Source organism: Embleya sp. NPDC059237, assembly GCF_042754105.1.
In the GTDB taxonomy this organism is placed as follows: Bacteria; Actinomycetota; Actinomycetes; order Streptomycetales; family Streptomycetaceae; genus Embleya.
Genome location: NZ_JBHZAE010000001.1, coordinates 567,640 through 587,478, shown reverse-complemented (window position 1 = coordinate 587,478; position 19,839 = coordinate 567,640). Strand labels below are relative to the sequence as shown.

Genomic DNA, 19,839 nt, shown 5'->3' with positions numbered 1-19,839 from the left:
GATAAGGCGTCCCTGGGGAGACGGCGCGCGCGGGGGCGGGGCTTCTTGGCGTGCCGCTCGCGGCCGGGCAGCGGGGCCGGGCTGTTCATGCGGGGCCCTTTCGGTCGTAGGGATTGGCGGGGAAGGCTCGCGCCTCGGGTGCGAGCCAGCGGGCAAGGTGGTCCTCGAAGATGCGGTTCTCGCGGGGCCCGAGAGGCCGGCAGATCACGAACTCCAGTCCGTGGGGCCAGGTTTCGGAAAGACGGACCAGCGACCAGGTTTCGGCACCCGCCTGTCGGTCGAGGACGAAGCGGACGCCTCGGGCACTGAAGTGCACGTAGGAGGTGATGTCCGCGTCGGTGCCGGTTCCGGTGCGGTTGAGGAACGCGTCGAAGGGCGACGCGTCCCGCAGGGCGCCGAGGAATTCGACGGGGGCCAGGGAGCACAGGAACACGTCGGAGCGTTCGGATCGGATGGGGCGGATGTCGGTGAGGTCGTAGGGGATGAAGGTCGTCATTGGGCCGCTCCGCTCTGGTCGTTCACCTCGGCGAGATGATTAGATTCTAGCGTCATTTCCCTGCTTGGGCAAGGAGATTTTTTCTGCGCGTACCTATGCTTGGCGGCAATCCACGCACAGCGGACCCGGCCCGTGCATCGGTCTGCGACAGTCCCCGCACACGGGCATCTGCGCCACCGTCCGACGCCCCCGGCGCGGAACGGACGGCGTCGGCGTCATCCCCTCGACACCCGACGACCGTTCGGGAGAGGACGGCCGTCGCTCCTCGCACCGGGCGCAGCGGCGTCGGTCGTCGACGCTCTCCCCGTCCTCGCAGCGCGGGTCGGGGCACTCGCCGTGCTCGATGAGGAACAGGGCCAGCCCCACCGGGGCCCTGATGCCGTCGTCGATGGCGGCCACCATCCACTCCGACCGACGCCGCACCCGCTCGACGAGCTGCGCCGCGGTCCTCGATTCGAGTTCGCGGCCGAGTACCGAGGGGATCCCCCGCGGCAGGGGCGACGGCAGGGCTTTCCGCAGGGCGTCCGGGAACGCACGCAGCACGGCCTGCACCTCGGCCACCCGGGCCTGTGGAGCCGGCGCGGACGTTCCGCCGCCTCGCGGTCCGTCCCCACCCACCGCAGGGGGCCTACGGCCGCCGCGCGGGGGGTTCTTCTCTGGGTACTTGCTCTGGGTACTTGTAAAGGGAACCGGTGGACCGGTGTCCGGTCCACCGGCCGCCGGAAACCCGTCGCCGGTGACGTCTTCACCGGCGACGGGTTTGCCGCTTCCGGTCGAGGGGGTCTGCGGGGCCGTTCGGGCGTCCTCGGCGCGCTGCCGCGCCGCCGCCCTGCGGGCCTCGGAACGTTTCGCGTACTCCGCCGCGACGCGGGGCTGCGGCTGGTCGTAGAGGTCGGTGATCTCGCGCAGGGTGCCGTCCTTGCGACGTGTGGTGTGGACCCGGTAGTAGCCCGCCGCCCTCAACTCCTGCAGGGCGGTGTTGATGGCCGTGCGTCCCTCCGTGGGGGAAGCCTTGGCGATGGCCTCGGCGCTGACCCGCCATCCGTCCGGCTTGGCCAGGAGGAACGCCAGGACGCCCCGCGCCCGGAAGGACAGACCGGCGTGTTCGACGGCCTGCGTGGGCAACACGGTGAAGTCGCGGGTCAGTCGGCGGCGCAGGATTGCCATGGTGGGTTCCCAGGAGGAGTCGGGCCGGGTCGTCGGGATGCCGCCGCACGTCCCTGGACGGGGGTACGGCGGCGCGCCGATCATTCGAGGGCTTGGGGTTCGGGGACGGCCGCCACGTGGATCTGACGGGCGGTGCGGGCTCCGGTGGGGCGTCGGGGTATGGGGATGCCTGCGGCCTTCAGCACGGCCTTCATCTCGGCGACGTCGGGAACCAACGGCACTACGAGATCCGCGAGTTCGTACCAGTCGACCAGGGCCTCGACGTCGACGCCCTGTTGTGGGTTGCCGCCGCGCCAGGACAGGTCGAGGTCGCCGTACCTCCCGGCCTCCATCCCGTCGACCTTGGCGCGGGCGAAGTCGCGGCGGGCGGTCGCCGCGGCGGCGTCGGCGCTGGCCCTCATGTACTCGGCGATCGCTTCGATGCGTTCGGCATCGGTGCTGACGAGCACGCTCTGGGGTGCGCGCCCCGGTGGGGCCCCGCCCCAGCAGGCGGTCCGGAAGGGGCACTGGTCGCACATCGGGGAGAGCCCGGGACCGGGGAAGTCCCGCCGCAGGTCCTCGGGGCGTTCGGACTCGCGTACCCGCTGGACCCACCACCGTGCCTCGGCGAGGAGCCGCCCGTCGTGCGCGAACTCCTGGACGCGCTCCTCGCCCGTGCCGCGGTGGATGAACCGGAATCGGATCCGTTCGATGGCGATCGGTCCGAGGGAGGCGATCGTCTTCTGTCCGCGGATGTCGGCGAAGCCGTTCTCCCGGAGCATCCCGGCGTACAGGGTGGCCTGGCGGATCTCGTATCGGGTCGCGCCGTACGCCAGGACGCGTTCCCACACGTAGTCGGGCTTGGACTTGACCTCCTCCAGGGTGCAGACCTCGGCGGGGATCCTGGGGCGCATGACCCAGGGCAGTCCGCGGGCGGTGGTGGTGTCGAGCTGGACGATGTCGGGGTGGCCGCGCATCGGGCCGTCGGTGACCTCGCGTTCGACGATCCACCGGAAGTGGGTGCGCGCCGGTTCCAGGACGCCTTTGTGGATGATCGTGCCGAGCAGGGCCTTTCGCTTGTCGACCTGGTCGGTCTTGGGGGTCCGGTGCAGGACGTAGCCGGCGCGGCGCTCGCAGACGCAGTCGGACGGGCCGATCTCCGTTTGCAGGCTGCGTGGGCGTAGGGCGTCTGCCATGTGGGCGGCGCTCCAAATACTGGTGCCGGTAGCAGGTATCACGTGGTGGGCCCTCTCAGGCGGGCGGGCGTGGCGGTCGGATCTCGCGCCCGCGACGTCAGGAGGGGTTCGCGCCGGCCTTGTGGCGGGCGTGGGCGGCCCTCAGGCGCACGATGTCGAGGTCTTCCCCGCCCGCGTCGCGTTCGTCTTCGTCGAGGGCGCCGGCCTTGCGTTCGATCACGGATCGGACGACACGCCACTGGTCGACGGGGAGGGTGGGGTCGGCGTGGGCGGAGTCCCACACCTTCTGCAGGGCGTCGACGTCGCCGGCTGCGGCGACTTCGCGAAGCCACACCTGCGCCCGATCTCCAGCAGGGCGTGGGACACGTACCGGCGGTGCCGCCTTCGTCGCGCATCCGAGGACGTCGAACACCAGGGCGTCGACGGTGAATCCGGCGCTCGGCAGGGGTTCGGTGTCGGGGATGGGCAGGCGTGGCGAGCGGGAGGACACGATGACCGGGTGGGGATCGCCCAGGTTCCGGCGCACGCGTACGGTCGCCTCCCACGCGACGAGTTTCTGCCCGTCGATGTCGCGCCGGGTGTCGGGGGCGACGCGGCCGTCGTCGTCGGTGGCCACCTCGTGTCGGCTGCGGGCGAGCAGGACGACGGTGGCCGGCATGGTTCGCATCAACCACATCGCGTGGGCGTGGCGTTCGGTCGCCTCGTCCCACAGGGAGGCGTCGACCTCGATGCGGGCATCCGGGTCCTTGCGCAGGCGTCGTTGGCCGAGATCGGAGCGGCGTGCCCGGTCGTGCACCCAGGAGACGAGCATCCGCCACAGCGTGCTGGCCGAGTTGAGGACCAGGCCCACGGGCGGCAGTCCGTGTTCGGCCGCATGGTCGGCGGCGTCCGCGACGGCTTCGATCTGGGCGAGGACGTCGGTCCACGTGCCGTCGTGGTCGACGATCCGGTATCCCGAGCCTTCGGCGAAGGCGTCGCCGGACGCGTCACCGAGGTCGAGCCAGTAGCAGGGGCCGACGCGGGGGCTGGTGGTGAACTCGGCGGCGGTGCGCAGTTGCCAGGCCGGATCGTCGCCGTCGAGGAGGATCAGCGGGTAGGCCGTGGTGCTCGCACGCGGGCGAGTGCGCGGTTCGGGCGCCGGCGGTGGGGCGGTCTTCTGCGGCTTGGTCATGGTCTTCATCTCCAGGAAGGCCGGGCGGGACGGTTCGGGTCACTCCGCGCGCAGGGTGCGGACGTGGAAGTACGGACGCCACTCGGGGTTGCGTTGGACGATCACCCGCGCGTAGCGACTGCGGAAGTTGTTGTTGAGGCGCCAGGGTTCGTCGGTCCTGACGGTCGTCGGGTAGTGGGATCTCAGGACTTCGAAGAGCATCCCGATGCCGATGCTGCGGTGGCCCTTGGCGATGAAGTCACGGGTCAGCTTCTCCAGGGCGTCGAGGACCCAGGGGTTGGCCGCGTGGAAGGAGTCGAACCGGTCCTGGATCGTGATGCGCCGGTGGTCGGTGGTGGGTTGGGGGTCGAACAGGTCCAACTGCTGCTGCACATGAACCCCAATCTATTGACGTGCGTGTACCTATGCTGTGGGTGAGGCGACGCAAGATCAACAGGCTGACGACATCGCGACGTCCGCACCTCGAACCCATTGGGGGCAAAACAGGGCCGACCGCACCCGAGGCAGCAGAAGCTGCCGAATCGAGTGCGATCGGCCCATCCTCGCGACGCGCCGAGCGCCCACAATGACCGTGCGTCGAGGCCGGAACCTCACGAGGAATGATTAGATTCTAGCATCATTTCAGAGGTGGGGATAGACCGATTTTTCTACTCCGCCGGCGCGTTCGCCGCCGCCCCACGAACGAGCACCTTGCTTCCGGGACCGTCGTACGTCTTGTCCTTCAACGCCTTCAGCACGGCGGCGTCCATGACCCGGTCCTTCGACCGGGCCCAGTTCTCAATCGACCCGACGAGCCAGATCGGTGCACCGGAAACCTCGTAGTCGGGCGCCGGGAACGTATCGTCCCGATTCCGCACAACGTTCACGTAGTTACGAGCCCAACCGAACAAAGCCGTGATCTCGGCGTTCCCGCACAACGGGTCGACGTCGGCCGCCGCGGTCACCAACCGACCCTGGCCCTGCGCGGCCTTGACCTGCTCAAGAGCCTCGCCGACCAGCCGCTTCCGGTAGGGCGTCGTCTCACCGAACTCCACCGCGAAACCCAACGGCCACACCGGGCTGCCGGAAACGATGATCGCCTGCTCGTCCGTCAACAGGCCCCGTCGACGCCAGTTCGCCGCGCCCGACCGCACAACGCCGTAGAGCTTCGCAAACTCGTCCAGGCCCGCAAGCCACGCTTTCATCGCCACCACCTCTCCAGAAGCACCAATTGACACCTGATGCTATCAGCGGGGTTCGGGCGTGAAGGAGCCGATACGCTGGTGCCCTTCATCTCCGTGAAGCCGTCGGGCCCCCACCTGCTCCAGCAGATGGGGGCCCGACATTCCCGCGCACATACGCCTATTCCCGCAGGCTCGGGCCCGTATCCGGCCCCGACGTCGCGATCGCCCGCCCCGGCAGCAGCGCCGCCGATGCCCGATCACCCACCCACGTCGCGATGACTCCCTTGAGCAACGTCAACACAGCCACGGCCCCCGCGATCACGCCCTTCTGCACCAGACTCAGGTCCGCGACCGCACCCCACGCCGTCCCCGGGTCGGCACCCGCCACCAAAGGCGTGCCCCACACCGACAGGAACACCGCAACGAACGTCGCGGCCGCCCTCTCCGCAAGATCCACCGCGTACCGCCACGGCCCCTTCGACGCCACCCAGGCCGCCGTCAACCGATCACCCGCCAGCGTGCCCACCACGCCCTTGAGCAGCGTCAGCACGGCGACGACCCCCGCGATCGTCGCCCGCTGAACCAGCCCCAGGTCCGCCACCGCACCCCACGCGGTCTCCGGATCCGAACCCGCCACCAGCGGCGCTCCCCCCACCGCAGCGAACGTCACCACGAACGTGGCGACCACTCGCTCCCCGACATCCCGCAGATACCGTCTCGACCGGTCACTCATCACGTAACTCCTCCTGTCCTGGCGCTTCCGCCGTCCCCGTGCGGGACGGCAAGACCGCGCGCAATAAGCACCTCGCCCCAGCTCTGAGCCACCGCGTTCCGCACATGACCCAGCAGCCGGCCGACCCGATCTACGCCGATCTCCTCGACGACCAACGGCGCGCCGTCGCTCAACCACACGATCGCCGCGGCCCGCGCCAACTTGCCCGCGACGGTGCCTGCCTCGGGCGCGTTCACGCCAGCCACGCGCATCCGCCGGCGCTCTGCGATTCCCAGCCCCAGGTCGAGGACGACGTCAAACGTGTCACCGCCGACGACCGCGGCCAGCCGCGCCGGCCACAACCTGCCGCGTGTCTCCGTCAAGGAGTCACCGTGAAGCCGTACTTGGCGCCCAGCCGCGACAGGGACGTCACCCCGGGGCGGCCGTCCGCATCCGGTCCCGTGAACCCGCACTCCTCCTGCCAGCGGCCGTACGCGGCGATCGTCTTCGTCCCGTAGCTACCGTCGACGTAGCGGGGATCCAGCAAGCCCTCGGTGGCCAAGGCGTCTTCGACCAGGCGTACCGCGTCACGGAACGTCGTGTGTCCGTCCGGACCCGGCGGGTCCTCCCCCGCGGCCTTCAGCACCTGGGACAGCGACACCGACCGCCCACCCGTCGGCGTACCGCCACCCGGGGCCGGAGAACCCGGACGCGGCGCGCCCCGCCGTACCCACGCATACAGCGGACCCCCGGGGCAGTCGGTCGAGTACCCGTCCCTGTGACCGGCGATCTCGCTGCCCGCCGGACCCTGGGCCCGGCAGTACTCGATCGCGTCCCGCAGGCCGTGCAACTGCGCCTCCGTCGGCTCCGTGGATCCTTCCGACCCCACCAACGCGCAGATCGCGTAGTGGTTTTCGTTCAACGAAGTCGTCCCGTTCGCGGAGTTCCGCCTCGACAGACCACGCCCCTCGTGGACCGCCCCGTGCTCGCAGACCACGAAGGAATAGCCGATGTCGCTCCACCCGTTGCCGTCCATGTGGGACGCCTGCAGCTTGCGGACGTACGCCGCGCACCCTTCGTGCGGGCCGAACTCGTAGCGCGTCCCCAGGTAGTGGATCTTCACTCCGGCCCGGGCGTGCGCGTACGGCGTGGCGCCGTTCGGCCGCAGATAGGGCCGGGCACCCCACTGGACGCGATTGACAAGCTGCATGAAAGTGCCTCCTGGGCATGGTTGATGACGCCTCGTCAGCGAGGCGCTGCTACTTGGAGAGGGTCGTGGCCAGCCAGACGAGCACGGCCACCAGCAAGGGAGCGACGAGGGTCGACCACACGAGCCGCCGGGTTGCCTCAGTGCGGGCCCGATCCTCCTTGCGCAGGACGTCGGCTTCCCGCGCGTACCGCTCGGCCGCTTCCCGGTCGACGGCCATCGCCGCCTCGACGCGCCGAAGGCCCTCCGCGAGATGGTCCATCCGCAGTTGGTCGAGGCGCTGCTCGGCCCGCCAAAGGTCTTCGCTCACCATCCGACGCAGATCGCCCCGCAGGTCCTCCATACGAGCCAGGAGGTCCGTGCGCATCTGCTCCAAGGCGCGCTCGAGGTGTGCCACGTCCGACAACACCGCGTCGGGAACTGCCGAGGTCTGCGGGGACACTCCCACCTCCGGGTGCCGAGAGGCCCCGCAGCCGTCCTCTGTGTCCGGTACCAGCGTAGGACTACGCGCCGAAAGCTCCCGGCGCCGAAAGAGCACGGGAGAACAAATCGGATCTTCGGGATCGGTTTTGGCAGTTAGGGTGCCCCTGACCTGCGAAGCTCCCCCGTTACCGCGCCCGTGCCCCAGTTGTTTACCCGAAGGGGCCCACCCCCGGCAGGCATGGACGATCCTGCTGGCACACATCGACGGGGACCGCAGGCGCAACTGCCTGACTGGACGGATCTGTGACCCGCACAACGGCGCGAGCAATGCCCCTCAGCGGCCCAGCAGCCGGTCGCGGTGGGCCCACGCCAAGCTCAGCAGAGCGGCCCCGGCCGGTTGCATCCGCTCGCAGTGCAGCAGCCGCTCTACGTGGTACCCAGTAAGCGGCGTGCCCAGGCTGGCGCCGGTACCGTCCTCGACCCGCACCACGTGTCCCTCGCTGTTGTGTGGGGACACCTGCGGAAAGAGCTCGTCAAAGAGGTCGGCGTCGATCACAACCGCGGTCAGCATGTCGGTCACGAAGGTGAGAGGGTCCATCCCGAGGCCCAGCCAGAACGCTTTGACACGGCCTGCGTCGCGGGCCTGGGTGAGGTCGACGTAGAAAGGCCACGTCGGGTAGTCGATGGGGGCCCTGTCGCTGCCGTAGTCCTCGGTCCTGCCAAGGAGTTCCTCGGCGAGTTCGCGCGCGATGGCCTTCCACAAGTCGAAGTCGTTCTCCTCGTTCCAGGTGGCGTCGTGAGAGGGCTGGAACACACCCACGGGCATGACCTGGTGGAGACCTCCTCCGCTGGCGACTTTTGCGGGGTCTCGCCAGTGCACCAGGAATTGGGCTTCGCCCGTCCGATGGTCGAGACGAATCGTCAACGTACTGATCGCGGTAACTACGGGCCGGCGCGTCAGATCGGTCGGGTCGCCCAATGCATCCCGAAACGGCGTGCCCCTGCGGGAGGGTGCCGACATGGAGGCTGCGGCGAACTCGTGTGCTGCGGCCTCGCACACGTCGATCACGCCCGCGAAGTAGCTGCTGTTCGACCCGAAGGTGAGCGTGGGCGGCGCTCCGGGGGAGGTGTCGACGTCCAGCAGGCGGTAGCAGGAGCGGTTCTCGAACAGCCGCGGCGGTGCCAACTCGGCCATGGCCTCGGAGTAGCGCAGGATCGTCGTCCCGTCGTCGCGCCGCGGCCGTACGGCGTCCAACTCGCTCTCGGTGCCATCCAGCTCGGGACGGCCGGACGGCGTCGGGTCGCAGAGCAAGCGCACCTCCTCCAGCGGTACGGGCTCGTCCGCGATCCAGCCGGGCCGGGTCAGGAGTCGCAAGGCGCGGACCTGTTCGTCCGCCACGTCGAGGACTTCGTCCGTAAGGGCGAAGCGATGCTCGTTGAGGTGCCCGCGTACGGCCTGCCAGGCGTCCCGGGATGCCTGCGGTGTGTCGTTGGGAACGAGCGGGGACGGATCGGAGTCCACGGGGAGCCCTTCACTCGACGGACGAACTCTCGGTGTCACGCGCTCTCATCTGCCCAGGAGGAGATCGCGGTGGCGCCAGCTCAAAGCCAAGCACGCCGCGCCCGGGGGCGCCATGGGTTCGTGATCGAGGAGGCGGCGCACGTTCTCCTCGGTGAACGCGATCCCGGGGGAGGCATCGTCGGCTCCGGGCGGCCACCGCGCGACAATGCTGCCCTCGTCGTTCACCTCGACGGCGTCGCCGAAGAGATGGTCGAAGACGTCGCTGTCGAGAACCACCACGGTGGGGAATGTCGTGGCCAGTGTCAGGGCGTCACAGCCGATGCCGAAGCAGAACGCCCGGGCGGCGCCTCGCGTGCGGGCCTTGTCGAGGGATCGCAGGAGCGGCCAGTCCCGGGGGGCCACGCCGTAACTGCCGCTGCCGTCGCTTTCCGGTGCTCCCAGCAGCTCTTCGTCCAGCTCCCGCACGATGTTGCGCCACAGGTCCAGGTCGGCGTCCGGGTTCGGCATCGTCATGTGCACGCTTCCCGGTTGGAACTCGCCTGCGGGGATGACGTCGTACTGCCCGCCGGCCGTCGCCACGCCTCGTGGGTCGCGCCAATGGAGGATGAAGGTGGCCGAGCCGTCCGGTGCCCGCCGCAGCAGGAGGGTGGTGACGGCCGGCGCGACGGCACGAAGTGTCAGATCGTACGGATCGTCGACGGCGCTGCGTAAGGGGAGCCGGGCCCAGGTGGGGTCGCTCCCACCGCGTTGTGCGGCGAGCGCGAACTCGTGGCCGATGCCTTCGCTGACGTCCATCTTGTCGAAGTACGTCGTGGCGGCGAACGAGAGTGTGGACTGCTCCCAGTCCACTGCGGTGAGGCGGTAGCTGGGGCGGTTCTCGAACAGTCTGGGTCTGTCGAGGTGGCGGATCGCGCTGCTGTACTGGCGAAAGTACCGTCCGGGCGCATAGGGCGGCAGGACGTGGCGGGCCTGCTCCGACGCCCCGTTCAGGACCGGCGGTGGGACGTCCGGGTCCCACACGAGGGTGATCCGATCCAGGGGCACCGGAGCGGCCGGCATCCACGAGGGGTGAGCCAGGAGGGGCGTCCCCTCGACGCGCTCAGCCGGGTGATACAGGGCGACCGCCGCGATGGCCAGGTCCGCGCGATGGGTGTTCAAGTATCTGCGGGTCGTCCGCCACTGGTCCTGGGCGGCGGCGACCGTCGGGTCCACGGCCCGCCGCGGCGCCGGCTCGGTTCGAGGCTCGGCCTCCGGGCCGGCCGTGAACCACAGGAGGTCGTCGGGGATCCGCAACGTCCTGGCCCAATGCGACAGAGTGTCCAGGTTCCTGATCGGCGGTCCGGTTTCGATGCGGCTGACCTGCGCCTGGGTCAGTCCCATCCACTCCGCGACGACGCTCTGCGGCACGCCTCTCGGCCCGTACACCCGGCGATGGTGAGCGTGCGCCCGATACACGCGGACTACCTGGCCCATGTGGCGGGTCGCGAACGCGTCCCGGAACTCCGCCGTGTCCCAGAAGCCGTCCGCCACCGGTGGCGGCTCGCTCGCGCGCCGGGCCTGATCCGCCGCGCACGACGAGCACACGGGTCCCGTGGTCCCGCCCGGCAATCGCGTCCCGCACGAACGGCATCTCGCCTTGCTCCCGGACATGCGGCCCCCTTACTGCATGTAGGGGATCTGTATACGCCATGCGCATACACCGCACACGTGATTCGACATGGTCCCCGCACCCCGCGCTCGCCACAGTGGGACGAACCCGACTTCCCCCTCCCGCACGCGGTGAAGGTCGGAACCACCCGAACGTTCCCACGGCCCCGCAGGGTCGACTGTGCACCGAGAGGACTGCACATGAACCGCATCGACACCCGGCGGCATGCCGTCGTCGTGGCCTCCGGCGGCTTGGACAGCACCACCGTCGCCTACCTCTTGGCCGAGCGCGGCCACTCCCTCACGCTGTTGTCCGTCGACTACGGCCAGCGCCACAGGACCGAACTCGACTATGCGGCGAAGATCGCCGGGCTGCTCTTGGCCCGCCACGAGATCGTGGACCTGACCGGGGTGGGCGCCCTGCTCACCGGGTCGGCGCTGACCGACCCGACCGTGCCGGTGCCCGACGGCCGCTACACGCAGGCGAACATGCGCTCCACCGTCGTGCCCAATCGCAACGCGATCCTGCTCGCGATCGCGGCCGGACTCGCGGTCAGCACCGACGCCGACCTCGTCGCGTTCGGAGCCCACAGCGGCGACCACACCGTCTACCCCGACTGCCGCCCGGCCTTCTTCGACGCCATCGAGGCCGCGATCCTCGCTGGAAACGAAGGGTTCACGGCCCCGGGCTTCCGCCTCGAAGCCCCGTTCCTCCACCTCACGAAGGCCGACGTGGTCCTGTCTGCCGCGCAACTCGGTGTCCCCTTCGAGTTGACGTGGTCCTGCTACCGCGGGGGCAGCGAACACTGCGGCACCTGTTCCACGTGCATCGAACGCCGCCAGGCGTTCACGGAAGCTGGCGTTCCCGACCCCACCCGATACGCCCACTCCGCGACCGCCACACCGGGGGCGGTCTCGTCGTGACGCGGTTGACCATCGGCAAAGCGTTCCGCTTCGAAGCGGCCCACCACCTTCCCGGGCTTCCCGCCGGGCACCAGTGCGCGCGCCTGCACGGCCACTCCTACACCGCCACTCTCACCCTGAGCTCGCCGCGCGTGAACGAGGTCGGATTCGTCGCGGACTTCGCGGACCTGAGCCCGTTCGGGACCTACCTCGCGGACACCTTCGACCACCGCGTCCTCAATGACGTCATGATGGAGCCGCCCACCTGCGAGAACATCGCGACGCACCTGCTGAACTGGGCTCTCGAGAACCTTCCCCCGGACGTCGCGGCACTGACGGCGGCCGTCCGGGTCCAGGAGACGGCGACCTGCTGGGCCGAGTGCACCGTGGACTGGGCGTGAGTACGGCCGCGCGCCTGCTCCTGGCGCAGGCCGCGATCGCGGATGCCGGCCACCTCCTCGTCGCGGAGCGATTCGGACCCACCTTCCAGGGTGAGGGCCCCTCGTGCGGCCAACGCGCGGCGTTCGTACGGCTGTCCCGCTGCAACCTGCGCTGTCCGCCGTGTGACACCCCCTACACGTGGGATTGGCGCCGATTCGACCCGCGTGCCGAGGCCCACCGCGAATCGCCGACCGAACTCGCCGACTGGGCCCTGGGTCTGGACACCGAACTCGTCGTCGTCACGGGCGGGGAACCCCTGCTGCAGCAGCAGGCGTTGATCCCGTTTGCCACGGCGATGGTGGAGGCCGGGCGCAGGGTCGAGGTCGAGACGAACGGGACCGTGGCGCCCCTCCGCGATTTGATGGCTGTGGTGGCCTCGTTCAACGTCTCGCCCAAGCTTCGCGGGTTCGCCGGGCCGAGCGGACGACCCATCGACGCAGGCGCTTTGACGTCGCTCGTGCGCTCCGGGCGGGCGTGCTTCAAGTTCGTGGTCGCGTCGGTGACGGAGCTGGACGGCGTCGCGGAACTCGTCGAAGCCCACGACTTGGCGCCGGTATGGATCATGCCGTGCGGTACCGACGCCGATCAGGTGCGTGACCTGCTGCGACAGTTGGCCGACCCGGTCCTCGAACGGCGCTGGAATCTGACGGATCGGCTGCACGTGCAGTTGTGGGGTGACCAGCGTGGCCGTTGAGAACCGGCGAGACCCGAGTGGGGACGTCTTTCCCGTCACCGCCGGCCGCGCGTGTGGGGTAGCGGCCGAGTCGTACATGGGCGACGGGAGCGTTCCTGCCACCCGGGCTGTGCCCAGCGTAGCGCCGGACAAGGCCCCTGCGGGAGCCCATTCGTTGATGCCGTACCTGACTTCGTCCCACCACCTTCGGCACGCTGCCCGCCAGTGCATGCGACGATCCTCCTCACCCGGGGCGGACGACATGACCTGGGCCGCATTCCGCGACGGCATGACGAGCCGCTTGGCGAACCTCGCCGACAGCCTGCGCGCGGGCACGTGGGAGCCCGGCCCCGTACGCCACGTGGAAATCTCCACCTACACCGGGAAACAAATGGCCGCGGTCATCCCGACCGTCACCGACCGCGTGGTCCACAGAGCCGTGCGCGCCGCCGTCGAACCGGTCCTGGAGCAGCGCGCGTTCGCCGAGTGGGTGTCCGGGTTCCGGCCTCGCCGCAACCGGATCACCGCCCTGCGCCAGGCCGCCCGACACTTGGACCTGGGCATGCGGTGGGTCGCGGACATCGACGTCGAGCGCGCGTCGCAGGGCTCCACCACCGACGAGGTCGTACGTTGGCTCGCCGCCCACATCCACGACGGCACGTTCCTCAACCGCTGCCGCACACTCCTCGATGCGCTGCCGGAGCCGCTGACGCCCGGCTCGGGCCTGTCCCCACTCCTGCTCAACCTGCGCCTGTCCCGCGTGGACCACGCGCTCCCATCGATGCGAGTGGTGCGATTCGCCGACAACTATTGCGCGTTCGCCCCCGACCGCGACACCGCCGAGGCCGCGTTCGACACCGTTGCCCAGGCCCTGCACCGGTGTGGCCTGCGCCCCAACACGGCCAAGAGCCGCGTTCGCCCCGACGCGCGCGCCGAAGACCTCTTTCTCATCGCCGGGTGACCCGGGAAGGACCCTCGTGAACACGACAGCCGCAGGCGGCCGTCCCGCCCCGGAATGGATCCGCATCGACGGCGGCATCTGCGCCTTCGGAGACACCGCCCGCCCCATCACGGTGCGCACGCTCTGGTGGACCCGTACGCCCGTCACGCCCGCCCAGCTCGACATCGACGCCGACGACCGGCCGATGACCGGCCTCACGCACGCCCAGGCCGCCGACGTCGCCGCGCACATCGGTGGGCGCCTGCCGCGCTCCGTCGAGTGGGAATGGGCCGCAGCCGGAGCAGCCCGGCGCCGCTACCCCTGGGGCGACCAAGTCCCGACACCCGCGCACGCGAACCTTCGAGAAGACGGGCCCGGCACGGCGACGCCCGTCCAGGCGCACGCCCTCGGCGCCACCCCCGACGGGCTCCTCGACATGGCAGGCAACACATGGGAGTGGACCGCCTCCCCGGTGATGGGCGGCGGTTACATCATTCGGGGAGGGTCCTGCGCCTCGCCATGCCTATACGCCCGGTGCACCTTCCTCAACGCCGCGCCCGCCGAACTCGCCTCACCAGGCATCGGACTTCGCGTGGTGCGTACCCCATGAGCCCCGGCACCGCGCCGCGACCGATCGCACCGGAACACGCCCTCGTCGTTGCGGGCTGCTCGCGCAGGAAACACCCCAGCGAATCACACGTGCCCGCCCTGGAGCTGTACGCCGGTGGCATCGCCCCCCAGCTGCGGGCGCGTCTCGGCGCCCTTCCCCCGTACCGGGCGCGCATCCGGTTCCTGTCCGCCGAACACGGACTCGTGCACGCCGACACACCGCTCCTGCCCTACGACCGGCACATGACGGCGCGCCGCCGAACCGAACTCGAACGCGTCGTCGGCGAACAAGTGCGTCGGGAGTGGGAGCCCTCCGGGCCCGCGACGGTCCTCGTCGTCGCCGACGCGGCATACCTGCCGCTGCTGTGCGCGGTGCCGTCCGGCATTCGTGTGCGTTGGATCCCCGACCCGCACGGCTGGGCCCAGGCCGCAGCCGTCCTCGACAGTTGGAGGTGGCCGTGACCGGCCCCACCCTTGAGACCGCCCTCAAAGCCGTCCCCAACGCACACGCCCACATCCGCGCGGCCTTCACCGCACGCACCGCACACCCGTGGCACGCCCCGACGCCCGCCCGCCTCGCCGAGGGCACCTTCGTGTCCGTCGTCGTCCCCGTCCGCGACACCGCCTACGCCCTGCCTCACACCCTGGACGCCCTCGCCGCCCAGCACACACACGGCCGCGTCGAGGTGATCGTCGTCGACGACGCATCCACCGACGCAAGCCCGGACATCGCCGCCCACCACCCCGTCGTCGACATCCTCGTACGGCTTCCTCGCCCGGTGGGGTCCGGTGCGGCCCGCAACGCCGGCACCCGCCTCGCCCACGCCGACCACCTCGTCTACCTCGACGCCGACATGGTCCTGCCCTCGCACGTCCTCGCCGACTTCGCCGCCCGCAGCCGCCCCGACACCGTCCTCGTCGGGTTCCGCCACAACGCCCCTGCCCCCCACGACACACCCCCGGCGACCGCGCCGGACCTCGCGGCGGACCACCGCGTGACCTGGCGCCCACCGGGCGGAGTGCCGCTGATCCACTCCGGCTTGGTCATGCCGCACAGCTTCGAAAGCCACCCTCTGACCGACACCCGGGACTTCCAGGACCTCGGCCTGGGCTGCTTCCACTACGACTGGGACCTCCCGCGCATGGTGGTCACCGCCCTCCTCGGCGTCCCCCGAGCCGCCGTCGAGCATGTCGGCGGCTTCGAACCTGCGTTCGGCGCCCTGGGATGGGGCATGGAGGACACCCACCTCGGCGCCGCCCTCATCGCCTCCGGGCTCACGGTCGTGCCGCTGCGCCAGACCGTCGGCCACCACCTCGACCCCGCCGACGCGGCCACACAGTGGAAGCGAAAGCTGGAGTCCTGGCCGCACACCCACGCCCTGTACCGGAAACTCCTCGACGGTCCGCCTCCCACAGGTCGAGCCGAGCATTTCCGAGCCGCGGCCGACGAACTCCTGGGCGGCGCGGAGGTGACGTCGCGATGATCCGCACCTTCGCCGTCGCGAACCTCGATGACCGGTACGTCGTCCACGACCCGGCGTCGAACATCACCCGCGCCTGCCCGACGGTGCTTCCGCCCGGACGCCGACGCCTGGACGACACCGACGTCAGCGCCTGGCCCGTACTGGCGCCCGCGCACACGTCGGGCGGTGCACCGGTGCACGTGTGCTGGTCGCCGATCGTGCGGTGCAACCTCACGTGCTCGTACTGCATCGACGACAAAAGCGTGAGCGAGGTGCCGCCCACGGAACGCGCCCGGGTGGCAGACGTCTTGGCCGCGTCCACCGTGCTGTCGGTGGACATCTCCGGGGGCGAACCTCTCCTCCTCCCGGACCTGTCCGACCTCGCCCGGCTCCTCGCCGCCGGTGGACGAGCCGTCAGCTGCACGACGAACGGCTGGCATCTCGCCCGCCGCGCACGCGAGTTGGCGAACTGCCTGGATGCAATCCGCGTGAGCCTGGACGGCGCCACCGCCGTCGACCACGATGCCCGGCGCGGCGCGGGCAGCTTCAAGCGTGCCGTCGAGGGCATCCGGGCGGCCACCGCGGCAGGTCTGTTCGTCCAGATCCAAACCGTCCTCATGCGCACCACCGCCCCGCACGCCCAGGCGTTCGCGGACCTCGCGGGGCAACTCGGCGCGGGAGGCATCAGCTTCCTGCAGTACCTCCCGTTCGGCGAGGGAGCCGCGAACGCGGACGCCCACCTGCTCTCCGACGACCACGCCCGCGCCGTCATCGGCCAGGTCCGGCCCCCGCAGGGCGTACAGGTGCGTCTGCGCACGCGCGGGGAATCCGCCGGGTTCGCCGTCGTACGCGCCGACGGCACGGTCTGGCGCAACGACCACCGCGCCATGTCGATCACCCCCGGCGTCGCCCTGCGCACACCCGCAGACCTCACCTCGACCGACAGTCGGACCCGATGAACACCCCGCAGCGCGTGTTCACGCGCATCGGGCCGCTCGTGATGTCCAAGGACGCCTACGACGCGGCGATCACTATCCTTGCCGACCACCTTCTCCAGCGGGGTCCCGTACACATGATCATCGGCATCGCGAACGGGGGCACCCGCCCCGCACGAGACCTCGCCCAGGCCACGGGCGCCGCACTCGGGTACGTCGAGGCCACGCACAACGCGACCGACCGGCCCTGGAGCCCCGCGACCGGGCTCGTGCGCTGCGCGTTGCCCGCCGACTTCCCCCGCTCCGTCACCGGCCGGGTCCTCGTCGCCGACGACATCTGCGGCAGCGGAGCCACGTTCACCGCCGTACGCGACCTCCTCGCCAAGCGGCTCGCCCCTCCCGAGTGCGTCGAAACCGTCGCGCTGTGCCGGAACACCGGCGCCCCGCCGAACGCCCCCGACCTGTGGGCCTGGGACGTGGACGACTGGGTCGTCTTCCCCTGGGAACAGCAACCCGACCCGACAACGCCCACCCGCAGCCTGCCGATGCCCGAAGCGGTGAAGACCCCATGACCCCCGATCGCGCCACGAGACGTTCGATCCTGCTCGTCCTCGTTTCGTGGCAACCCGACGCACCCGCCGGCATGGAGCGAGCCACCGCCGGGCTGGCCATCGGCCTCGCCCAAGCGGGACACCACCCGGTCATCGCCACCGCCATCCCCCCGAACAGCGCCTCGCCACCCGGCGTCCACATCGAACACATCGACATCGGCACGACGTTCCCGTGCGATGACCGAACCCTGCGTTCAGCGGTGTCCGCCCACCGAGCCCACGTCGAGAGGCGCCTCGCCGACATCGCGGCCCGCCACGCCGCGGACACCATCGTGTTCGTCGACGCCCTGTGGGGCCTGGGCACACTCGCATCCCCCACCGGCGTCAGACGTGTCCTGATGGTCCACGTCCAGCCCGACCCGCTCGAAGCCGCGACGGCCCTGACCAAGGCCGACGTCGTCATCACGCCCTCGCGAACCGTCGTGGACGAAGCCGCCGCGGCCGGACACCCCACCCACACCTGGCACACGGTCCCCAACGCCCTCACCCACGAGCCCCGCCCACCCTGCGGCGACCCGGAGCAGCGGCGCCGGGCACCCATCCGGGTCCTGTCGCGTCTGGGCCGGGAAAAAGGCGTGCACCGCCTGCTGCCAGCCCTGCGGGACGTACGCCGCCCGGTGGAGATCGTCCTGGCGTCCGCCGCCTTCGAAGCCACCCCCGGCGGCCAGGCCGCCCTGCTCCGTGACTGCCGCGAACTCGCCGCGCGCTGCCCGAGCGTGTCCCTGCTGCCCTCCCTGCCCTGGGACGAGGTACCCGCATGGCTGGCAGAAGCATCGGCGATCATCGTGCCGTCCAGCCGCGAAACCTTCGGCCTCGTGGCGGCCGAGGCGATGAGCGTCGGCACCCCGTTCGTGTCCCACCGCATCGGAAACCTCCCCGATCTCCTGGCGGGCGTGCCCGACGCCGAACGACTTCTCGTGGAACCGGCGCTGGGCTCACCCGGACTGGTGACGGCCGTCCACGAACTCCTCGACGACCCGGTAACCTACGCCGCAGTCACCTGGGCCGTGTACTACGCCGCGTCGGACTATCGGCCCATCCGAGTCGCTGAGACCTTCCTCAAGGCGGTGTCGTGATGGGTTCTGTCGTACCCGCGCGCGTATGTCCATTGCTCCTGGTCGACGGCCACCACCTGCTGTGGTCGGGAACGATGGGGTTCCCCGCCGAGATCCGCTCCCGCGACAAGACGCGCGAGCTCACCGGCGCTTTCGCCTTCTTCGCGCTGCTGCGGTGCGTCGTCCGCGACGACCTCGACACGACCGCCCCGGAGATCATCGTCGTCTTCGACGGCGAACAGGGCTCGGCCGACCGCAAGACCGAGGACGCCGACTACAAGGCGAACCGGCCCACCACACCCGAAGCCCTCAAACCGCTGCAGTTCCTTCAGCCCGTCAAGGACGGTCTCGACGCGTTCGGGTTTGCCTGGACGGAGGTCGAGAACGCCGAGGCGGACGACTCCATCGCCACCCTCGCCCGAGCCCACCCGGACCGGCCGGTGCGGATCATGTCCGGCGACCAGGACTACTACCAACTCCTGGACGCCGACCACGTCCGCGTCATCGCCCGCTCCCGCAACGCCGGGAAGCGCGTCATCGGCCCGGAAGAGGTCACCGGCCGCTTCAAGGTCACGCCCGCCCAATGGGCCGACTACCGCAGCCTGACCGGCGACCCGTCCGACAACATCCCGGGCGTGCGCGGCATCGGCCCCGGCACCGCCGCGAAGTACCTCTCGGGCGGCCTCACCCTGGACGAACTGCCCACGAGCGGGCGCCTCACAGGCGTGAAGGGGCAGGCGGTCCACGATGCCTGGCCCGACGTGCTGCGCTGGCGCGACATGATCCGCATGCGCACCGACGTCCCCGTCACCGCGCACCCCACCGGCGTGCCCAGTCCCGAACTCCCCAAGGCAGCGGACGTCATCGCCAAGCTGGGCCTGTGGTGACGCCCGGACGGGTCCTCGCGGTCATGGCCCACCCGGACGACGCGGAACTGTGGTGCGGCGGAACCCTCGCCCTGCACGCAAGGCACGCGGACGTACTCGTCGCGGTCGCCGCGCACGACCGCGTACGCAACCGGGAAGCGGCGGCCGGCGCCGCCGAACTCGGTGTGGACCTACGCCTGATACCCGGCGTCGACGCGGGCACCGTCCACGACCTGATCACCGCCTTCAGGCCGGAGGTCGTCGTCACCCATCCGACCCGCGACGTGCATCCCCAGCACGCGGCCGTCGCCCGAACCGTCGTCGAGGCGCTGCCCGATGTCGTGATCGCCACCGGCCATCCGCAGCGCCTGTACACGTGCGACACCTACAACTCCCTGACCCTGGACGGCCCGGTCCGCGCCGACACCATCGTCGACGTCACCGCGACGTACCCGACGAAAGTGCACGCCCTGCGAGCGCACGCGTCCCAGCCCATCGAGACCCACTTCGGCCCCATGGCCGACACCCTCGCCCGCCTGTGGGGCGCACGCATCGGCGCCGCCCACGCCGAGGCGTACACCGCGATCCCCATCCTCGGACGCGTGCCCGCCTCCCCCTGCCTGTGACACCACCACCCCCGACGCCCGCCCGCCGGGCCGG

General features: G+C 70.5%; 24 protein-coding genes. 12 read left to right on the top strand and 12 right to left on the bottom strand.

Features of this window, described 5'->3' with window-relative positions:
• Positions 1-85 precede the first annotated feature (85 nt).
• The 12 genes from ACFXKZ_RS02645 to ACFXKZ_RS02590 all read right to left on the bottom strand — a co-directional run bounded on the left by ACFXKZ_RS02645 (position 86) and on the right by ACFXKZ_RS02590 (position 10,566).
• A complete protein-coding gene (locus ACFXKZ_RS02645; protein WP_379995596.1) occupies positions 86-496 on the bottom strand; it encodes a hypothetical protein in 411 nt (136 codons plus the stop codon).
• 93 nt (positions 497-589) lie between these two features.
• Complete coding sequence (locus tag ACFXKZ_RS02640; protein ID WP_379995594.1) at positions 590-1,663, bottom strand: hypothetical protein; 1,074 nt, start codon at positions 1,661-1,663, stop codon at positions 590-592.
• Between the two features lie 80 nt (positions 1,664-1,743).
• Positions 1,744-2,838 (bottom strand): hypothetical protein, encoded by a 1,095-nt coding sequence (locus tag ACFXKZ_RS02635; protein WP_379995592.1) that lies wholly within the window; start codon positions 2,836-2,838, stop codon positions 1,744-1,746.
• Positions 2,839-2,935: 97 nt separating this feature from the next.
• Complete coding sequence (locus ACFXKZ_RS02630) at positions 2,936-4,009, bottom strand: hypothetical protein (protein ID WP_379995590.1); 1,074 nt, start codon at positions 4,007-4,009, stop codon at positions 2,936-2,938.
• Between the two features lie 39 nt (positions 4,010-4,048).
• On the bottom strand, positions 4,049-4,381 hold the full coding sequence (locus ACFXKZ_RS02625; protein ID WP_379995588.1) for a hypothetical protein: 333 nt from the start codon (positions 4,379-4,381) through the stop codon (positions 4,049-4,051).
• Positions 4,382-4,656: 275 nt separating this feature from the next.
• The gene (locus tag ACFXKZ_RS02620) at positions 4,657-5,199 is read right to left on the bottom strand and encodes a hypothetical protein (RefSeq protein ID WP_379995586.1); all 543 of its coding nucleotides are present in this window, start codon (positions 5,197-5,199) and stop codon (positions 4,657-4,659) included.
• Between the two features lie 151 nt (positions 5,200-5,350).
• Positions 5,351-5,905, bottom strand: a complete 555-nt coding sequence (locus tag ACFXKZ_RS02615) for a hypothetical protein (protein ID WP_379995584.1) — start codon at positions 5,903-5,905, stop codon at positions 5,351-5,353.
• Complete coding sequence (locus tag ACFXKZ_RS02610; protein ID WP_379995582.1) at positions 5,905-6,267, bottom strand: thermonuclease family protein; 363 nt, start codon at positions 6,265-6,267, stop codon at positions 5,905-5,907. Before ACFXKZ_RS02610 ends, ACFXKZ_RS02615 begins: the two co-directional genes overlap by 1 nt.
• Positions 6,264-7,094: a peptidoglycan recognition family protein gene (locus ACFXKZ_RS02605; RefSeq protein WP_379995580.1), complete on the bottom strand. Its 831-nt coding sequence runs from the start codon at positions 7,092-7,094 to the stop codon at positions 6,264-6,266. The genes ACFXKZ_RS02610 and ACFXKZ_RS02605 overlap by 4 nt, the downstream gene beginning before the upstream one ends.
• Positions 7,095-7,143: 49 nt before the next feature.
• The gene (locus ACFXKZ_RS02600) at positions 7,144-7,533 is read right to left on the bottom strand and encodes a hypothetical protein (protein WP_379995578.1); all 390 of its coding nucleotides are present in this window, start codon (positions 7,531-7,533) and stop codon (positions 7,144-7,146) included.
• Positions 7,534-7,848: 315 nt separating this feature from the next.
• On the bottom strand, positions 7,849-9,036 hold the full coding sequence (locus ACFXKZ_RS02595) for an XRE family transcriptional regulator (protein WP_379995576.1): 1,188 nt from the start codon (positions 9,034-9,036) through the stop codon (positions 7,849-7,851).
• A gap of 45 nt (positions 9,037-9,081) precedes the next feature.
• On the bottom strand, positions 9,082-10,566 hold the full coding sequence (locus tag ACFXKZ_RS02590; RefSeq protein WP_379995573.1) for a helix-turn-helix domain-containing protein: 1,485 nt from the start codon (positions 10,564-10,566) through the stop codon (positions 9,082-9,084).
• Positions 10,567-10,884: 318 nt separating this feature from the next.
• Between ACFXKZ_RS02590 and queC the strand changes: the two genes are divergently transcribed.
• The 12 genes from queC to ACFXKZ_RS02530 all read left to right on the top strand — a co-directional run bounded on the left by queC (position 10,885) and on the right by ACFXKZ_RS02530 (position 19,805).
• A complete protein-coding gene (queC, locus tag ACFXKZ_RS02585; protein ID WP_379995571.1) occupies positions 10,885-11,607 on the top strand; it encodes a 7-cyano-7-deazaguanine synthase QueC in 723 nt (240 codons plus the stop codon).
• Positions 11,604-11,987 carry a 6-pyruvoyl tetrahydropterin synthase family protein gene (locus tag ACFXKZ_RS02580; RefSeq protein WP_379995569.1) on the top strand — a complete coding sequence of 128 codons (384 nt, stop codon included), beginning with the start codon at positions 11,604-11,606 and terminating at the stop codon, positions 11,985-11,987. Before queC ends, ACFXKZ_RS02580 begins: the two co-directional genes overlap by 4 nt.
• Complete coding sequence (locus ACFXKZ_RS02575; RefSeq protein WP_379995567.1) at positions 11,984-12,721, top strand: 7-carboxy-7-deazaguanine synthase QueE; 738 nt, start codon at positions 11,984-11,986, stop codon at positions 12,719-12,721. The genes ACFXKZ_RS02580 and ACFXKZ_RS02575 overlap by 4 nt, the downstream gene beginning before the upstream one ends.
• Before the next feature lie 241 nt (positions 12,722-12,962).
• A complete protein-coding gene (locus tag ACFXKZ_RS02570) occupies positions 12,963-13,661 on the top strand; it encodes a reverse transcriptase domain-containing protein (protein ID WP_379995564.1) in 699 nt (232 codons plus the stop codon).
• 16 nt (positions 13,662-13,677) lie between these two features.
• Positions 13,678-14,250 (top strand): formylglycine-generating enzyme family protein, encoded by a 573-nt coding sequence (locus ACFXKZ_RS02565; protein ID WP_379995562.1) that lies wholly within the window; start codon positions 13,678-13,680, stop codon positions 14,248-14,250.
• Positions 14,247-14,711, top strand: coding sequence for a DUF6884 domain-containing protein (locus ACFXKZ_RS02560; RefSeq protein WP_379995560.1), 465 nt, complete (start codon positions 14,247-14,249; stop codon positions 14,709-14,711). Before ACFXKZ_RS02565 ends, ACFXKZ_RS02560 begins: the two co-directional genes overlap by 4 nt.
• Complete coding sequence (locus ACFXKZ_RS02555) at positions 14,708-15,733, top strand: glycosyltransferase family 2 protein (RefSeq protein ID WP_379995558.1); 1,026 nt, start codon at positions 14,708-14,710, stop codon at positions 15,731-15,733. The genes ACFXKZ_RS02560 and ACFXKZ_RS02555 overlap by 4 nt, the downstream gene beginning before the upstream one ends.
• Positions 15,730-16,671, top strand: a complete 942-nt coding sequence (locus ACFXKZ_RS02550) for a radical SAM protein (RefSeq protein ID WP_379995555.1) — start codon at positions 15,730-15,732, stop codon at positions 16,669-16,671. Before ACFXKZ_RS02555 ends, ACFXKZ_RS02550 begins: the two co-directional genes overlap by 4 nt.
• Positions 16,668-17,219 (top strand): phosphoribosyltransferase, encoded by a 552-nt coding sequence (locus tag ACFXKZ_RS02545; RefSeq protein ID WP_379995553.1) that lies wholly within the window; start codon positions 16,668-16,670, stop codon positions 17,217-17,219. The genes ACFXKZ_RS02550 and ACFXKZ_RS02545 overlap by 4 nt, the downstream gene beginning before the upstream one ends.
• On the top strand, positions 17,216-18,334 hold the full coding sequence (locus ACFXKZ_RS02540) for a glycosyltransferase family 4 protein (RefSeq protein WP_379995551.1): 1,119 nt from the start codon (positions 17,216-17,218) through the stop codon (positions 18,332-18,334). The genes ACFXKZ_RS02545 and ACFXKZ_RS02540 overlap by 4 nt, the downstream gene beginning before the upstream one ends.
• Positions 18,334-19,200, top strand: a complete 867-nt coding sequence (locus tag ACFXKZ_RS02535) for a 5'-3' exonuclease H3TH domain-containing protein (protein WP_379995550.1) — start codon at positions 18,334-18,336, stop codon at positions 19,198-19,200. Before ACFXKZ_RS02540 ends, ACFXKZ_RS02535 begins: the two co-directional genes overlap by 1 nt.
• Entirely contained in the window at positions 19,194-19,805 is a 612-nt protein-coding gene (locus ACFXKZ_RS02530) for a PIG-L deacetylase family protein (RefSeq protein ID WP_379995547.1), read from the top strand. The genes ACFXKZ_RS02535 and ACFXKZ_RS02530 overlap by 7 nt, the downstream gene beginning before the upstream one ends.
• Positions 19,806-19,839: the final 34 nt, after the last annotated feature.

Excerpts from the sequence above, each read along its gene's own strand:
- ACFXKZ_RS02645 (WP_379995596.1), bottom strand. The coding sequence starts at position 496 with ATGACGACCTTCATCCCCTACGACCTCACCGACATCCGCCCCATCCGA.
- ACFXKZ_RS02640 (WP_379995594.1), bottom strand. The coding sequence starts at position 1,663 with ATGGCAATCCTGCGCCGCCGACTGACCCGCGACTTCACCGTGTTGCCC.
- ACFXKZ_RS02635 (WP_379995592.1), bottom strand. The coding sequence starts at position 2,838 with ATGGCAGACGCCCTACGCCCACGCAGCCTGCAAACGGAGATCGGCCCG.
- ACFXKZ_RS02630 (WP_379995590.1), bottom strand. The coding sequence starts at position 4,009 with ATGACCAAGCCGCAGAAGACCGCCCCACCGCCGGCGCCCGAACCGCGC.
- ACFXKZ_RS02615 (WP_379995584.1), bottom strand. The coding sequence starts at position 5,905 with ATGAGTGACCGGTCGAGACGGTATCTGCGGGATGTCGGGGAGCGAGTG.
- ACFXKZ_RS02605 (WP_379995580.1), bottom strand. The coding sequence starts at position 7,094 with ATGCAGCTTGTCAATCGCGTCCAGTGGGGTGCCCGGCCCTATCTGCGG.
- queC (WP_379995571.1), top strand. The coding sequence starts at position 10,885 with ATGAACCGCATCGACACCCGGCGGCATGCCGTCGTCGTGGCCTCCGGC.
- ACFXKZ_RS02570 (WP_379995564.1), top strand. The coding sequence starts at position 12,963 with ATGACCTGGGCCGCATTCCGCGACGGCATGACGAGCCGCTTGGCGAAC.
- ACFXKZ_RS02560 (WP_379995560.1), top strand. The coding sequence starts at position 14,247 with ATGAGCCCCGGCACCGCGCCGCGACCGATCGCACCGGAACACGCCCTC.
- ACFXKZ_RS02550 (WP_379995555.1), top strand. The coding sequence starts at position 15,730 with ATGATCCGCACCTTCGCCGTCGCGAACCTCGATGACCGGTACGTCGTC.
- ACFXKZ_RS02545 (WP_379995553.1), top strand. The coding sequence starts at position 16,668 with ATGAACACCCCGCAGCGCGTGTTCACGCGCATCGGGCCGCTCGTGATG.
- ACFXKZ_RS02540 (WP_379995551.1), top strand. The coding sequence starts at position 17,216 with ATGACCCCCGATCGCGCCACGAGACGTTCGATCCTGCTCGTCCTCGTT.
- ACFXKZ_RS02535 (WP_379995550.1), top strand. The coding sequence starts at position 18,334 with ATGGGTTCTGTCGTACCCGCGCGCGTATGTCCATTGCTCCTGGTCGAC.